Here is a 15,145-nt window from a genome sequence, read left to right on the forward strand (position 1 = left end):
ACTGCTTATTTTTCCCGGCTGTGCCACCCGGTCGCATCGTTACGCTGGAGAAACTCTAGGATTGAAGACGCGGGCAGGGGTCGGCCAAGAAAATATCCCTGCAAACGATCACAGCCAGCAGCAACCAGCCAGGTGGCTTGAGCTTGATCTTCCACGCCTTCGGCAGTGACCTTCATTCCCAGCCCATGGGCCAGTGCAATGATAAAACGGACGATTGTTTGGCTTTTATCGTCGCTCGTCAGGTCCTTTATGAAATACTTGTCGATCTTGATCGAGTCGAAGGGAAAATTCTTCAAATAGCTCAAAGAAGAATATTCGGTGCCAAAGTCATCAAGCGAGATTTGAATACCGAGAACATTGAGGGTATTCAAAGTATCGAGATTATTGATCGTGCGTTCGAGCAAAACACCTTCGGTGATTTCGAGCTCAAGACGTTCGGCCGGAAGTCCGATCGTGTCCAGCGTCTGCGATACCCGGTCCGTGAAACCTCCGGTCAAGAATTCTGCAGGCGAGAGATTTACCGCCACCGTGCAGTGTGACGGCCACTTTATCGCCTGCCGACAAGCTTCTTCCAAGACCCACTGGCCGATTTCCGGCATCATTCCATCGGCCTCTGCCATTGGTATGAACGCGGAGGGTGGAATGGTACCCATGATCGGATGCTGCCATCGCAACAATGCTTCGAAGCCGATGACAGAAGCGGAAGAGTCCACCAGCGGCTGGTATTCAATAAAAAACTCCCCATGCTGAAGCGCGACACGCAGGCTTCGCCGTAGCAACTCCCTCTGTTCCAAAACCATCATCATGGCTGGCTCAAATGTTCGAGCGCGTCCTCTTCCCTCACTTTTCGCAGCATAAAGAGCGATATCGGCGGCACGCATCAGCTGGTCTTCCTCGTTGCCATCGCGCGGAGCAAGCGCTACGCCGATACTTGCGCCTGAAAACACTGCGATGCCATTCACCAGGAATGGCTTTTTGAAAGCGTTTACCAGCGAATCCGCCAGCCGCTCCGCCTCTGCCGGCTGGTCATTCTGGAGCTGAATTATGGCAAACTCATCGCCGGCCAGCCGGTATGCCGTTTCACCTGCTCCCAGAACGTTGCGAATACGCTCGGCGGTTTGCTGCAAGACGATATCACCCGCGGCATGGCCCAGAGTATCGTTGATCGGCTTGAACTCGTCGAGATCCAGCTGCATCAGCGCGACACCCCTCTGTCCGCCAGATAAGGCATCGCGTAGTCGTGTACCGAACTGTCGCCGGTTCGGTAGACCGGTCAAGGCATCGTGATTGGCTTCATGCAGCAGAAGCGCCCTGTCTGCCTCTTCGGACGACGGATCCTGCCGAATCGAGTTCCTTGTTTCAATAACCGCAAAACCATTGGCCGGTCGAAATAGAATAAGATCGGATAACCCCTCGCCTGCTCTCTGGAACTGTACATTCCGCGACCATCCAGCATTGCTCGTCTGCTCCGTGAATATATTCATACCCGGTTCCTGCAACTCCGGGTATATTCCAAACAGCGTGGCGTGAGAGGTCTTGTCGTCACCGTAGAGTGTCCTGAACCTCTCGGACGACATTATGAGGTTGAAATCACAGTCATAAAACGAAAAGAGCACTTCATGTGCGCTGCTGGCCGGCAGGGGTATATCGGACTTAAAAACGCTACTGGCTGCCATTCCGGTCTCCGTCTTATCCTGGGAACTTTCCGGCTTCGTAATCGCTTTCAATCTCCCCTCGCCCTAGGACTCAACGGGCCGATATCCCCGATGCTGACCGCACGGCAAGCATCAAATGGCTATTTCGAATATTATGTATAAATAATTTAATAAATGACGAACTCAAGCGGCTGCACCTGATCGATTCCGGGCGGCAATCCCACCATTAGCAACGCCAACTCAATGGGAATTTGCAAATTCTCATTTACATTATGCTAATGAAATTAGTGCTGTCAAACGTTCAACCTGTACTTGCGAAATGCGCCAAAGACAGGTGCTGGTTACGCATTTGCGTCGATTGACATGCTTTCGCCTTTGCTCGGCGAAATGAGCGCGCTCTTCGCGAAAATTCCCCATGGGAGAAATAGGCTACAGACGTGTAACCCACCCCAACGTCGAGCGCCTAAGCAACGCGCTCGAAGCGTGTACGGATATGTTCGATGTAGTGCTGGCCGGGGGAGGACGCCGCTACCATAGCCAAAGCAGCCTCTTCCGGAACGCCCGTAAAGAGACGTTCCTCGCCATTCCTGAAGCGAATATAAAGTCGGCCGTCGTCCGGGTGGAAAAAAACGGATTTGATAATCCGCGATGAAACCGGGAGTTCTTTCATGGTCACCTCGTCTTTGACGTGGTTGTCCCATGAAAATTACAATATCGAATGAAGTGACCTAGTTAAAAAAAAGTAGCGCCAACGCTATCAATCCTCAATATCTGATGAGAAATGAAGCCACTTGAAGCAGCGCCACACAATGGTCGGTCATGGCGATCCGGCGGTGCGTTGCGTTATCGCACTGCACTACCGCTCGCACCATTTACCGATAGCCGGCGAGAGCGATTTGTCATAGGTTTCGAGGAACTACTTGCCTTTCACGAAGGTGGCGAGCAGCTCTTCGATTTGGGCCGCGTTCAACGTGTTATGCGGAAGCTGGCGGACCATCATGATGAGTTTTGCGGTTTCTTCCAGCTCCTCGGCGGCAAAGACAGCGCCCCTGAGATCGGGACCCGCGACCACCGGCCCGTGATTGGCGAGAAGTACGGCTGTGACCTCGCCTTTCAGCGCCCGTATCATGTCGCCCATGGCTGGATCGCCTGGTCTGACATAGGGGAGAAGCTTCACTTGGCCGACGCGCATGACGACATAAGGCGTGATCGGCGCGATGCAATTATCCGGATCGACCTCGGAAAGGCATGACAAGGCCGTAGCACAGGTCGAATGCAGGTGTACAACCGCACCAGTCGCAGCACGCGTCTCATAGAAGGCTCGGTGCAGGAAGACCTCTTTCGACGGCTTGTCGCCGGAGATGTGGACACCATTGAGATCCAGTTTCGAGATCCTTGCCGGATCGAGAAATCCGAGGCAGGAATTCGTTGGAGTAATCAGGATCCCATCGTCCACGGCTACGCTGATATTGCCGGCCGATCCGACTGAATAACCGCGTTCGAACAGTGATTTCGAGAGGAGCACCAATTCCTCTCGAATTTTTGCTTCCGTCACGTAAGCCTCCCTCCCTCCGGCAGCTTGCCTTCCATGATGGCAAGAGCGCGTTCAAAAAAATCCTGCTGTCCGAAGTTGCCGGATTTCAGCGCCAGGGCGAGCGGCGCCTTGTTCGTCAGCACGGGTACACCAGGCGCAATCTCCGGCCCGATCGTCAACGCATCCAGATCAAGTGCTGAGACGACGGCGCCCGACGTCTCGCCGCCGGCGACAACCAGACGCCTGATGCCCCGACTTACAAGCTCCCGGGCAACTGCGGCAAACAGATTGTCCAGACGTCCTGCAACCGTCTCCCTGCCATAGCGGTCCTGCAGAGCCGCGACCTTCTCCGGTGTGTCGGAGGAATAGACGAGCGGTGCCCTCCCGCCGTGCGCGAGCACGAAATCGGTTACTGCATAGACATCGAGAGCACCGTCCATCACCGTTTCCACCGCGATCGGCATCACCGGATGGTATTGGGCATGATAGGCAATCTGCTGCAACGTAGCCTGTGAACAGCTGCCTGCAATGATCGCTTCCGGCCCCGCAATACCTTCAAAACCGCGACCCGCCGACCTTGCCGATCTGTCGGCGGCGAAGTTCCTTGCAAGCCCAAGGGCGATGCCCGAACCGCCGGTCAGCAACGGCACTCCAGCAGCCGCCTCGCCGATCTCCAAGAGGTCTTCATCCGAGATCGCGTCAACGACCACAAGGACCTCGCCCTGACGAGCGGCCTCGTCAAGAGCGTTGCGAATTGCGTTTCCGCCGTTGCGCACGACACGCCAGGGAACGAAGCCGACTGGCTCCTGGCTTTGAAGTCGCAGCCACCGTCGCAGATCGCTGTCCGTCATCGGATTCAATGGATGGGTGCGCAGGCTGGACTCATTGAGCGGGACGTCACCCACAAAGAGATTGCCCTGATAAAGCGTCCGACCTGCACCCGGAAAGGCCGGACAAACGATGACGCCTTTCGCTCCAAGAGCCGACGCCAACGCCTCCCCAACCGGGCCGATATTGCCTTCCGGCGTTGAATCAAAGGTGGAACAATATTTGAACACGATCTGCCGGCACCCCTGCTTTCGGAGCCACGATAAAGCCTGCAGGGATTGCGCGACAGCCTCCGCGGCGGGTATCGAGCGTGTTTTCAAAGCCACGACTCCGGCTTCACAATCGCCCGGCGCGGGCTCATTGGGAATGCCCAAGAACTGGGTCGTCGAAAGCCCCGCCGTTGTGCGGTACCCTTTCGCGATCGTGTTTGCTATATCGCTTGCGCCGGTAAAGTCGTCGGCAATCACGCCCAGGAGCATCGAAATTCCTCCGATAATTATGTGAGCTTAGGCCAAGCCAAGCACGTTGAAGTTCATCGCGCTGGTAAATCTCGACGATCGTCTCAAAGCTGTCGCCGGGGACGAAACCGAGATCGAGCGCTATGTTTATCCCTGTCACCTCCCACGCGGCGAATGCGAGATATAGACCCATTTTACCGATTCGCCTCGATATCGTTGATCAGGTTCATTCGCTCCTGCCGGAAGAGGCGCGCGTCCATCAATCGCAGATCGGTTGCCATGCTGGGCCTGAACGCTGTGTGCGAATATATGTGACGCTCCATATGTATGCCCGGCGCGATGTCGATGAGCTGGAGATTGTCGTCGACCACGCGGAAATCGGCGCGTCCCGTCACAACAAGCGCGATAGAATTCTCGATTGTGTCTGAAGGGTGAATCGTTTTGTGTTCAAACGAAGCCGCAGACATTTTGCTCGAAAAAGTATCCAGTTCACGAACGTTGCCTGAGCCCGATCATTGTCGTTGGTCTTCCAATCTTCCGACGTTTTATGCCGAAAATATCGTATCGCGCGTAATCGTACCGATGATCGAACCCGCACGGTCAACGACGGACAAGCAATCGACATTCAGCGAAATCATCATGGCAAGCGCTCTGTGGAGGGTTTGCCCCTCCTCGATCTCCGCCGTAGCTGACGTCCTTGACGGTCCACTCATGACGTCGCTGACTTTGAACAGCTCAAGGCGGCGGATCGCGTGATCCGCGCCAATGAAATCATTGACAAACGCATCGCTTGGTTGCTGAAGGACGACTTTCGGCGTGGCATGTTGGACGAGGCGCCCGTCGCGCATGATTGCCAGGGTGTCCCCGAGCTTCAGAGCTTCGTCGATGTCGTGGGTTACGAGGACAACGGTCTTTCGGACCTTTGCAAGGATATGTTTGAATTCGTCTTGAAGACGCGTTCGGGCGATCGGATCAATCGCGCCGAAGGGTTCGTCCATGAGCAGAATGGGCGGATCGGCCGCTAGTGCCCGCGCCACTCCAATGCGCTGGCGCTGTCCGCCCGATAGCTGCTTCGGATACCGTTGCAGAAGCTCATTGGCTTCGAGGCCAACGAGATGCAGAAGTTCCTCGGTGCGCTGCTTTATTTTCCAGTTGTCCCATCCAAGCAGGCGCGGAACGGCGGCGATATTCTCTTCAATGGTAAGATGCGGGAACAGCCCGATATTCTGAATGACGTAGCCAATGTGCCTGCGGAGGGAGACCGGATCGACGGTTGCCACGTCCTTGCCGTCGACGAGGATCCTTCCACTCGTCGGATCGAGCAGGCGATTGATCATCCGCAGGACCGTCGTCTTGCCGCAGCCCGAAGGTCCGATAAGTGCCGCAGTGGTGCCCTCCTTAATGTCGATCGTCAAATCTTCGACCGATGTACGCTCGGGACTGTAGCGCTTCGTCACATGTTCAAGCCTGATCATCGCCAAAGCTCCTCGGAAAACAGCCTGCGTTCGATGCGAGTCAATGAATATTCAGCGCCGAGCGCCAACAGCGCTATCGGGATTGCTCCGATGAGAAGTGTCGGTATGTCCAAAATGCCGATGCCCGTTACGATGTAATCGCCCAACCCTCCACCGCCGATGAACGGCGCCAAAGTCGCGCCCGAGATGACCTGGATCGTTGCCGTCTGACCTCCCGCGAAGATCGCCGGCGCCGCGAGCGGAAACCGGATCTGCAACAAGACCTGAAGCCTGTGCATCCCCATTCCAACGGCGGCTTCGACCGCATCGGGATCGGCATCCCTGAGGCCCACATGGGCGTTTAGGAGAATGGGAGGCAGGGCGAGGATTGTCAGCGCAATGATCGCAGGTGTCAGGCCGATCCCGAACAACGGGACGGTGATCGCCAAAACGGCAAGGCTCGGCAAGGTGCGCAGACCGGACACGATGTTGATTACGATGAAAGCAAGCCTCGCCCGATCGACGATTGCCGCGGCCAAAAACAGGCCAATGACCAGTGCCGCCGAGAGGGAAAGAAGCGACATCATGACATGCCGCCACAACGCCAGTAAGAATTCGGCGCAGTGCTGGTTCAGCCAGCCGACTACGGTTGCCAGCATCATGTCATCTCCAAGGCAGAAGAAAGCGCTCTGCCCAGAGCAGCAATGCATCGCAGATGAACGCGAGACCCGCCGTCGCCAATGATCCGACGAGGATTTTCTCCAAATGCTCTTGATTGACCCCGATCAGAATGATGGTTCCAAGACCGCCGCCGCCGATGAAGGCGGCAACCGTTGCAATCCCGATCGACATCACAAGGGCGAGGCGAGTCCCAGACAGGATGAGCGGCAACGCCAGTGGCAGCTCAATCCTGATCAGGCGCTGACGGCGGCTATAGCCCATCCCATCAGCGGCCTCGAGGACATCCGTTGGGGTGCTCCGTAACCCTGTCCAGACGTTTCGCAAGATGATCAGAAGGCAGTAGGCCGACAGACTGATGAAAGCCGGTGTGAATCCCAATCCTACCAGCGGGATCAGCAGTGCGAACATCGCAAGGCTTGGTATGACGAAGATCAGATTTGCGACCGTGATGGCAACCGAGTAGATGCGCGGCCGGCCGACGGACGCCAGCCCGATCAGCAGCGCAAGCAGCAGCCCAGTGGCGGCAGAAGATGCCGACAGAACCAAGTGCTGGCCGATTGCCAGCACAATATCCCAGACATGCTTTGGAGCCCAAATCATCATCGCCGACCTCCGCCCGCCTCATCTCAACCGGGAAAGATCAGAGGCCATGGGCGGCCAGGAATTCTTCAGCAACGTCAGCCGGCTCTTCCTTATCGCGGTCGACCTTTGCGTTGAGTTCGCGCATGTTCTCGTTCGTCAGCATTGGGCTGACCTTGTTCAATACATCCGCCAGCTTCGGATTCCCGGCAAGTGTGTCCTGGCGAACCACGGGCGTCAGAAAATACGGGGGCCACAGGTGCTTGTCGTCGTCCAGCACCACAAGCTTGTCGTCGGCAATCTGCCAGTCGGTTCCGAAACCGATCGAGACGTTGATGTTGTCATTCAACAATGCGCTGTATCGGAAATTCGGACTCGCAAAGTTCTTAAACTCCCGAAAGTCGATGCCGTAGACGTTTTTAAGTGCCGGGAGTCCATCGCCACGATCCTGAAATCCCGCTTCCGCGCCGAACACGAGGTCCTTTGATGCCGGCCCCAGGTCCGACAAGGTTTTCAGATTGTATTTCGTGGCGATCGCAGGTTTCACGATCATGGCATAGCCGTTGTTGATGTTCGTCGTTGCCAGCCAGGTGAGATGGAATTTGGACTCGTAGTAGTTTTTGACGTCGCTATAGATTTTGTCAGCGGAACCCGAAAGATCACCCTTCACCACCGCGGCCATCGCCGTCCCGGTGTATTCGGGGTAAAGGTCGATATCTCCATGTTCAAGCGCGGCTTGCGCAATGGCCGTCGCACCGAGGTTGAGGTGGCGCTCAACAGTGAAACCCGCTTTTTCAAGGGCCTGCGCATAGATCTCAGCGACAATGAATTGCTCTGTAAAATTCTTGCTGCCAACTTTGATAGTCGCGGCGTGTCCTTGACCGGCAAGGCCGATGAACATTGCCAAGCCGAGTGCCACTATGCCCTTGGACGACATGGTTTTTCCTTTTCAGGTTATCGATATTGTAAGACTAAGGATCGCGGGACCGGCTTATATGCCCCCTGTGGAAACGTAGGTTTCCCCGATCTGCAACGATGGCGGGGGCTTGGTTATCCTCCGCCTTCACCTTTTCGCGACGTGGTTGCGTAGGCCGTTATGATGTCTTGAGTAATCGCCTGGACAACCGGGAGATTTTTCGACTTCGTCCGAAAGACGACGTAGGTTGTGGTTTCGACGGCCGGGACGTTCAACAGGATCCGCACCATCCGTCCCAGTGACACCCATGGCTCGGCTATGTGTTCGGGCAAAACACCGACGAACTGACCGCTCAAGATAAGCTGAACAGCGGCCTCCAGATCATTGGCAATCGCAGTAGATCGCGAACTCCGCCCGATCAGCGACTGCTCCGTGCGCAGATAGGCTCGCGTAACGACGTCGAGCTCGCCAAGCTCGGCAATTGCATGTCCTTTCATCCCGGCTTGTGCCAGATTGTGTTCAGCCGAAGCATAAAGAGCCGATCTGTGCACGCTCACGGCCTTGTAGGTTAAGCCGGGCAAGCCGCTGTTCGAACAAGTCACAGCCACGTTGGCGCGCCGGGAGGACACCGCTTCCTCGGCCTCTTCGGGTCCCGCGGTGCTGACGTTCAAGGTTACGCAGCCAGACCTTTGAGCGAACGCCCTTAGCGCTTTCGCAACCGGGTTTGCGGGTTCCAGATGCAAATTGTCCATCAAGCACAGATCGATAGAGCCGGTCAGCTTTCCCTTTGCGGCCGATATCTGTGTGCGAAACTGATCAAGTGCATCGAGGAGCTCGATCGTTGCACGATAGACGGTCTCGCCATACGGGGTGATACTGAATCCCGATCGGCCACGCTCGCATAGGCGGACCTTCAGCCGTGCCTCCAAGTCTGATAAATGCTTGCTGATCGCGGAACGCCCGACACCGAGTGTGTATTCGGCAGCCGAAAGGCCTCCGCATTCGACGACCGACTTGAAGATGCGGAGAAGCCGGATATCCACATCGTGGATTGGGGGAATATTCTGTTTTTGAACATTCATAGCTAACTCCATGCAACGCTGGGCGTTGCCGTCCGCAGCCTGGCGACCGTGCGGCCCTTGCATGATGGGCAATTGCCCAGCACCCGCCGGCGAATGGACGAGTCCAGATGCGTCATTTCTGTCCGTCACGATCCGACAGGTGGAATAAAGCTGGCCACTGCCGTGTAAGGAAACTTAACCACAGCTTCGGCGCAGGTCCTGGCGATGTGTCGGAACGCCCACCCTCAACCGCGGGATCGCACAGCACCTCTGGCCCGGTCACCGGGACTACCATCATGCCCAGGTTGACACTCATTCCGTTCCATCTGCGCTTTCGCTGTTCCACGGCCTCTGGTGCTCTCTTCATCAGATTGACGTCACTTCGCCGCCATCCATGCGCAGTTGTGCGCCGGTCAGCCACCGCGCCGGCGGCGAGACGAGAAAAGCCATAAGCTCTGCTATCTCCTCCGGCTCGCCATACCTCGCAATGCCGGAATCCTGCAGGAATCGCCGGCCGGCATCTTCGACGCTCACATTGTGGATCGGTGCCCAGTGCTCGAGGTACGATTTCCGGCGACCCGTCATCACTGGGCCGGGCAGCACGCTGTTGACCTGCACTCCATCCCGAAGGCCCCGATCGGCAAAAGCCTTGGCCAACGCCACGATCGCAGCATTTATCGTCCCGACCGCGGCATAACCCGCCTTCGGAAACAAAGCCGAATTGCCGGAAGTAAGAACGACAGCACCTTTGCTTGCCTTCAAAGCCTCCCAACAGCGGATCGTCAACCGGCGCGCACCGTGCAGCTTCAAAGCCATGCCGGCTTCCCACTGCTCGTCCGTCATCTCGAAGAGGTCCACCTGCGGCACCGCGCCCGCAATGTTCAACAGGGCATCAATCCGGCCGAACTTACCCATTGCCTCCACTGCTATCTCGTCTGCTACCGCCGGCACGCTAAGATCGGCGTCGAGTACCAGCGGCTTTGCCCCAGCGCTGGTCACCTCGTCCGCCGTCTCCACCAGATTGCTCCGGTTGCGCGCTACAAGGACAATATTCTCGAAGTTCCGCGCCAACCGCACAGCAGTCGCCTTGCCGATACCCTGGCTTGCGCCCGTCACAATCGCTACGTTGCCTGTCATGATTTCCTCCTGTTGGTCAGTCGTTGGCGGGGCTCAATTGCCTGAGCCCCAATTTCCGGAACTCACTTGACGCCTACGAAGACATCCTTGATTGCGGCTGCGATTTCTTCGCAGTGCGTCTCAAGGGCGAAGTGGCCCGTGTCGAAGAACCGAATGTCCGCGTTCGGGATATCCCGCTTGAACGCTTCGGCACCCGGCGGAAGGAAGAACGGATCGTTCTTGCCCCAAACGGCCAGGAACCGCGGTTGGTGGTTTCGGAAATACGCCTGGAACTCCGGATAAAGAGCGACGTTGCTCTTGTAGTCGCCAAAGAGGTCGAGTTGAGCGTCGGTCGCCCCTTCGCGGGCGAGATAGTAGTTATCGAGCGAATAGCCGTCCGGCGAAACCAGCGTCGTATCCGTCACACCATGAGTATATTGCCACACTGTGGTTTCCGGCTTGAGGAATGCCATCAATGCATCGCGATTGGCAGGGGACGGATCGCTCCAGTACGCCCTGATCGGGTTCCAACCTTCGCTCAACCCTTCCTCATAGGCATTGCCGTTCTGCGAAATGATGCCGGTGATCCGATCCGGGTGCCAGGTCGCAAGCCTGAAGCCCGTCGGCGCGCCGTAGTCGAACACGTAAATCGCAAACCGCTTCAGCCCGACGACTTCCGTAAAGCGGTCAATCACCTTGGCGATGTTGTCGAAGGAGTAGGAGAACTCCGTGTGTGACGGCAGATCGGTCTGACCGAAGCCCGGCAGATCGGGCGCCACCAGATGAAAATCTGCCGCCAGAGCAGGGATCAGGTCGCGAAACATGTGACCGGAGCTCGGAAACCCGTGCAGCAGAAGAAGTGTCGGGTTCTTTCGGTCGCCCGCCTCCCTGTAATAGACGCCGAGACCATCCACATCCACTTTCCGATAGTGCACCTTTGTCATGGGATCATCCTTTCCTGTAACCTCTTTGTAAGCATCGAAAGGGTTACATGATATTGAGTAACCCGTCAAGCGCCATTAAGAAGGTTATATTAAGAAACCGTCCGCCAGCGCCGCGCAACATCGCAGACCGCCGCCGTGAAATCTGTTTCGATCTCGGAACTCTAAGTTCCTTGTTTGGAAATCGATGTTGCCGTTTTTGAACCGCAGCATTGTGCGCCATGTTGTAGTCTGTTGCATGCAGATCAACTCAATCGTCGATGATAGCGAGGTAGAGCGATGGCTCGTCTTCTCTCTGTGAACGTGGGTGTCCCCAAGGATATTGTTGTGAACGGCGCCGTGGTTCGAACGGCTATATGGAAGGAACCCGTGAAAGGCCGCGTCATGGCGAGGCGGATGAACCTTGACGGGGATGGGCAGGCCGATCTCATCGGGCACGGTGGCGAACAGCGCGCCGTCCTGGTCTATCAGTCTGCATCCTATCTATACTGGGAGCGCTTTCTCGGGCGCGCACCGATGCCGATGGGTCAATTCGGCGAAAACCTGACTGTCGAAGGCATGCCGGATAACGAAGTCTGTATCGGCGACCGTTACAGAATCGGGCGCGCCGTTTTCGAGGTTTCGCAGCCTCGGGTAACTTGTCACAAGCTTGCATTGCGGTTGGATCAACGCGACATGCCGTCATTGGTTGTGCGACACAGCCGACCCGGCTTCTATATGCGGGTGATCGAAGAAGGGGATGTCGGTGCGGGCGACGAGATCGAGAAGCTGGCATCAGGCCTGCACTCCATGAGTGTCGCTGCCATCGATATCCTTCTCTACGGCTCCCGCCATCCTGCCGATGAACTGCGCAAGGCGCTCGATATTCCGGCACTCAGCATGGGTTGGCGATCATCCTTCCAGGCATTGCTGGAGGCACAAGATAAGGGCAGCCTGAGCAATGCCGGCCTGACGTCGAACAATCTTGCGGCACCTGCTTGGTCCGGCTTTCGGCCGCTTCGGGTCATCGCGACCAAGAAAGAGAGCGCCGACGTTCGCACGATAGAACTGGCCTCGCCGGATGCCTCGCCCCTCCCTGCACCTGCGCCGGGGCAATATCTTGTCCTGCGCATACCTACTGGCCGAAATGCCTCGCCGATCATCCGATGCTATTCGCTGTCCGGAAATCCGGATGCCGGCACTTACCGGATCAGCGCAAAACGCGAACTCAATGGATTGGGCAGTGCCTACCTGCATGACCAACTGTCCGCGGGCGACATGCTGGAGGTCAGTTCCCCAAGGGGATCCTTTACATTGTCCGCGAATGTTGCCACTCCGCTGGTGCTCATCAGCGCCGGAATCGGCGCAACGCCAGTTCTGGCAATGCTCTATTCGGTGCTGAAAGGACCGCAGGGAAAGACACCGATCTGGTGGATCCACGGTGCTCGGGATGGCCTCCACCATTCATTCGCATCGGAGACGCGGGCGCTTCTGGATGCGGAGCCCGCCGTCCGCCGATGCATCGTCTACAGCCGGCCGCGTTCTGACGACGAAATTGGCCGTGATTTCGACGAGGTCGGACATGTCGACCTCAAGCTTCTCGAGAAGCTCAATGTGCTAAAAAACGCGAACTTCTATCTCTGCGGCCCGGTCGGGTTTCTGGCCTCGCTGCGCGAAGAACTTCGCGATTGGGGAGTAGCGGATCAGCTCATTCACATTGAGACATTCGGAACCGCATTGCAGAGCGGTCCGACGACAAGCCCCCACCCGCCATCCGATCAGCCAGATTCAGGCCCGTCCATTACGTTCGTGAACAGTAATCTGACGGTCCGATGGGATGACAGGTACGGCTCCTTGCTCGAATTGGCAGAACAATGCTCGGTGCCGGTTTCCTGGTCATGCCGCTCAGGGGTCTGCCATCGTTGTGAGACCGCCGTGATTGGTGGAAACATCCAATATGCTCCAGAGCCTATCGATCCACCGAGCCGGGATGCAGCGCTGATCTGTTGTGCAAGGCCGCTTGGCGACGTTCAACTTGATCTTTGACATCGACTTGAATCCGTGGACGGCGAATGTCGAGAGAAACCTCTCTACCCCATCTTGACCGGTTACAACGTTTGTGAAATAACCTCTCTAAAGTCACTTAACAGGTTACGTAGAGAGGAGAAGCGAGATGACCGTGAGCGTTGCGAATTTGAGCGGTGAGAAGATGCCTATCGGGAGTGTTCTTCCGATGGGATCGGCCGGCGACAATGAGCTGCGGAGAACTGAAGTCAGCGGCGCTCGGCGCAAGGAGACTGCGGTGGAATTCTGGATTCCCGGTTCGCTCGATGATGAGAAGGATGCTGAACCGGCCGCCTACAAGAATGCGATGCGCCTTTTAGGGGGCGGTGTCGTGGTCGTCACCCTCGGTGATGGCGCGGAAAGGGCCGGCTTTACGGCGACGTCCGTTGTCTCCTTGTCGGCAGAGCCGCCGCGTCTGATGTTCGGGATTAGCCAGGCTTCCTCGTCCTGGCAGGCCTTGCAGAAATACAAGACGTTCGCAGTCAATGTGCTTCGTGAGGAAGACATCGGCCTCGCCGACCGCTTCGCAGGGCGCGGTGGTGTCAAAGGCTCCGCTCGCTATGAGGGAGAGCAATGGGCTAGCCGTAAAACCGGTGCCCCGACGCTCGCGCGGGCAATCGCTGGATTCGATTGCGAAGTCGAAGAAATCCTGCTTCGCCATGACCACGCGATTGTGATTGGCCGGGTCAAGGACACGTGGCAAGGCCAAGCGGGGCGGCCCCTGCTCTACTGGGAAGGCGCCTACCAGTCGCTGCGATAAAAGACGCCGCAGCGCTCGGCCGGCAGTGTCAAAGATCGATATCTGAGCTGACGAGCCAGTCGAGTGATTTGGCTGCGGCTGCGGCGGGAGAGCGTTTTCACCCCATCCACGCTCTCCCGCTTCTTATTTGCTGGAGTGTTCGCTACTTGGGGTGAACCATATCGCCATGAGGCCGACACGCTGGCCGGAAGCGCCACCATCTGTCGCCTACACCCGATGGGTGCTTTGCGCAGGCCTGCCGGCATCCGAAAAATTTTTCTGCCCTCGCACCGATGATTTCCGCCCGCCCGCGCTGTCCTAATCAATGGGCGCGCATGGATGGTCCAGCGGCCCAGATAGCGAGGTGGTCTATGAAATCGTTACAAGGTCAAAATGTTGTCGTCGTGGGAGGAAGCCGAGGCGTCGGGCGTGCAATCGTAGAAGCCGCCCTGAATGAGGGAGCCACGGTGCTGGCCGTCGCGCGCGGGCAACAGAGTCTGGCGCAATTTGCCCAGGACATTCCGGGCCTGAAGACGCTTGCGGTCGATGCGACTGTAGACTCCGCCCCCGATAAGGTCTTCGCAGCGCTGGAACCGGACATCATGGTGATCTGCGCAGGCGCCCTCCCTCCCGCAGCACCCGTGCATCAACTGAGCTGGGAGGCGTTCTCCTCAAACTGGGAAACAGACGTCAAGGCGTCGTTCTTGTTTTGCAGAGCCGCGCTGCGGGGTCCGCTCAAGCCGGGGACCCGGATTGTTCTGATTTCCAGTGGTGCGGCTTTGAGCGGAGGGCCGCCGTTTTGCGGCGGCTATGCCGGCGCAAAACGCATGCAGATGTTCTTGGCCGGCTACAGTCAGAAGGAATCGGATCGGCTTGGACTGGGCTTACATTTCATGGATCTGGCGCCTATGCGCATCATGCCCGATACCGGCGTGGGCAAGGCCGGCGTCGATGGCTTTGCGGCCTATTCGGGCATCCAGCCCGCGGACTTCATCGCGGGTATGACCGACATGCAAACGCCGGCCGATGTCGGAAGGGCAGTTGTCGCGCTCGCAATAGGTAAATCGCGAGTCGGTTCCTTCGCGGTGAGCGGGAGCGGGCTTGCGCCGGCCGTCTGAGGCGCGCGTAATGGAAACCGGA

General features: G+C 57.3%; 14 protein-coding genes. 3 read left to right on the plus strand and 11 right to left on the minus strand.

The genetic code is table 11. From position 1 onward, the window contains the following. Positions 1-5: 5 nt before the first annotated feature. The 11 genes from FHT86_RS33280 to FHT86_RS33330 all read right to left on the minus strand — a co-directional run bounded on the left by FHT86_RS33280 (position 6) and on the right by FHT86_RS33330 (position 11,226). Complete coding sequence (locus FHT86_RS33280) at positions 6-1,676, minus strand: putative bifunctional diguanylate cyclase/phosphodiesterase (RefSeq protein WP_133711186.1); 1,671 nt, start codon at positions 1,674-1,676, stop codon at positions 6-8. Positions 1,677-2,118: 442 nt separating this feature from the next. Further along, the gene (locus FHT86_RS33285) at positions 2,119-2,325 is read right to left on the minus strand and encodes a KTSC domain-containing protein (protein WP_133711187.1); all 207 of its coding nucleotides are present in this window, start codon (positions 2,323-2,325) and stop codon (positions 2,119-2,121) included. Between the two features lie 246 nt (positions 2,326-2,571). Next, complete coding sequence (gene otnC / locus FHT86_RS33290; RefSeq protein ID WP_133711188.1) at positions 2,572-3,210, minus strand: 3-oxo-tetronate 4-phosphate decarboxylase; 639 nt, start codon at positions 3,208-3,210, stop codon at positions 2,572-2,574. Next, entirely contained in the window at positions 3,207-4,496 is a 1,290-nt protein-coding gene (gene otnK, locus FHT86_RS33295) for a 3-oxo-tetronate kinase (protein ID WP_133711189.1), read from the minus strand. The genes otnC and otnK overlap by 4 nt, the downstream gene beginning before the upstream one ends. A gap of 524 nt (positions 4,497-5,020) precedes the next feature. Then, positions 5,021-5,950 (minus strand): ABC transporter ATP-binding protein, encoded by a 930-nt coding sequence (locus FHT86_RS33300; protein WP_133711190.1) that lies wholly within the window; start codon positions 5,948-5,950, stop codon positions 5,021-5,023. After that, the gene (locus FHT86_RS33305) at positions 5,947-6,588 is read right to left on the minus strand and encodes an ABC transporter permease (RefSeq protein WP_133711191.1); all 642 of its coding nucleotides are present in this window, start codon (positions 6,586-6,588) and stop codon (positions 5,947-5,949) included. Before FHT86_RS33305 ends, FHT86_RS33300 begins: the two co-directional genes overlap by 4 nt. Positions 6,589-6,592: 4 nt before the next feature. After that, complete coding sequence (locus tag FHT86_RS33310; protein ID WP_246779779.1) at positions 6,593-7,213, minus strand: ABC transporter permease; 621 nt, start codon at positions 7,211-7,213, stop codon at positions 6,593-6,595. 37 nt (positions 7,214-7,250) lie between these two features. Continuing rightward, positions 7,251-8,090, minus strand: a complete 840-nt coding sequence (locus FHT86_RS33315; RefSeq protein ID WP_246779780.1) for a glycine betaine ABC transporter substrate-binding protein — start codon at positions 8,088-8,090, stop codon at positions 7,251-7,253. A 149-nt stretch (positions 8,091-8,239) separates the two neighbouring features. Next, complete coding sequence (locus FHT86_RS33320) at positions 8,240-9,187, minus strand: LysR family transcriptional regulator (RefSeq protein ID WP_166657005.1); 948 nt, start codon at positions 9,185-9,187, stop codon at positions 8,240-8,242. Positions 9,188-9,532: 345 nt separating this feature from the next. Then, positions 9,533-10,303, minus strand: coding sequence for an SDR family oxidoreductase (locus FHT86_RS33325; protein WP_133711194.1), 771 nt, complete (start codon positions 10,301-10,303; stop codon positions 9,533-9,535). A gap of 62 nt (positions 10,304-10,365) precedes the next feature. Then, positions 10,366-11,226: an alpha/beta fold hydrolase gene (locus FHT86_RS33330; RefSeq protein WP_133711195.1), complete on the minus strand. Its 861-nt coding sequence runs from the start codon at positions 11,224-11,226 to the stop codon at positions 10,366-10,368. 393 nt (positions 11,227-11,619) lie between these two features. On the opposite strand from FHT86_RS33330, the gene FHT86_RS33335 reads away from it, so the two are divergent. The 3 genes from FHT86_RS33335 (at position 11,620) to FHT86_RS33345 (ending at position 15,123) form a co-directional block, all read left to right on the plus strand. Then, complete coding sequence (locus tag FHT86_RS33335) at positions 11,620-13,248, plus strand: MOSC and FAD-binding oxidoreductase domain-containing protein (RefSeq protein ID WP_312862622.1); 1,629 nt, start codon at positions 11,620-11,622, stop codon at positions 13,246-13,248. A gap of 127 nt (positions 13,249-13,375) precedes the next feature. Next, complete coding sequence (locus tag FHT86_RS33340; protein ID WP_133711197.1) at positions 13,376-14,026, plus strand: flavin reductase family protein; 651 nt, start codon at positions 13,376-13,378, stop codon at positions 14,024-14,026. A gap of 350 nt (positions 14,027-14,376) precedes the next feature. Next, positions 14,377-15,123, plus strand: a complete 747-nt coding sequence (locus tag FHT86_RS33345; protein WP_133711198.1) for an SDR family oxidoreductase — start codon at positions 14,377-14,379, stop codon at positions 15,121-15,123. Positions 15,124-15,145: the final 22 nt, after the last annotated feature.

The organism is Rhizobium sp. BK313, from assembly GCF_014193655.1.
Taxonomy (GTDB): Bacteria; Pseudomonadota; Alphaproteobacteria; order Rhizobiales; family Rhizobiaceae; genus Rhizobium.

What these genes read in the sequence shown, in the direction of transcription:
- FHT86_RS33285 (WP_133711187.1), bottom strand. Translation starts at nt 2,325, where the DNA reads ATGAAAGAACTCCCGGTTTCATCGCGGATTATCAAATCCGTTTTTTTC.
- FHT86_RS33280 (WP_133711186.1), bottom strand. Translation starts at nt 1,676, where the DNA reads ATGGCAGCCAGTAGCGTTTTTAAGTCCGATATACCCCTGCCGGCCAGC.
- otnK (WP_133711189.1), bottom strand. Translation starts at nt 4,496, where the DNA reads ATGCTCCTGGGCGTGATTGCCGACGACTTTACCGGCGCAAGCGATATA.
- FHT86_RS33315 (WP_246779780.1), bottom strand. Translation starts at nt 8,090, where the DNA reads ATGTTCATCGGCCTTGCCGGTCAAGGACACGCCGCGACTATCAAAGTT.
- FHT86_RS33340 (WP_133711197.1), top strand. Translation starts at nt 13,376, where the DNA reads ATGACCGTGAGCGTTGCGAATTTGAGCGGTGAGAAGATGCCTATCGGG.
- FHT86_RS33335 (WP_312862622.1), top strand. Translation starts at nt 11,620, where the DNA reads ATGAACCTTGACGGGGATGGGCAGGCCGATCTCATCGGGCACGGTGGC.
- FHT86_RS33310 (WP_246779779.1), bottom strand. Translation starts at nt 7,213, where the DNA reads ATGATGATTTGGGCTCCAAAGCATGTCTGGGATATTGTGCTGGCAATC.
- FHT86_RS33325 (WP_133711194.1), bottom strand. Translation starts at nt 10,303, where the DNA reads ATGACAGGCAACGTAGCGATTGTGACGGGCGCAAGCCAGGGTATCGGC.
- FHT86_RS33320 (WP_166657005.1), bottom strand. Translation starts at nt 9,187, where the DNA reads ATGAATGTTCAAAAACAGAATATTCCCCCAATCCACGATGTGGATATC.
- FHT86_RS33300 (WP_133711190.1), bottom strand. Translation starts at nt 5,950, where the DNA reads ATGATCAGGCTTGAACATGTGACGAAGCGCTACAGTCCCGAGCGTACA.
- FHT86_RS33330 (WP_133711195.1), bottom strand. Translation starts at nt 11,226, where the DNA reads ATGACAAAGGTGCACTATCGGAAAGTGGATGTGGATGGTCTCGGCGTC.
- FHT86_RS33305 (WP_133711191.1), bottom strand. Translation starts at nt 6,588, where the DNA reads ATGCTGGCAACCGTAGTCGGCTGGCTGAACCAGCACTGCGCCGAATTC.
- FHT86_RS33345 (WP_133711198.1), top strand. Translation starts at nt 14,377, where the DNA reads ATGAAATCGTTACAAGGTCAAAATGTTGTCGTCGTGGGAGGAAGCCGA.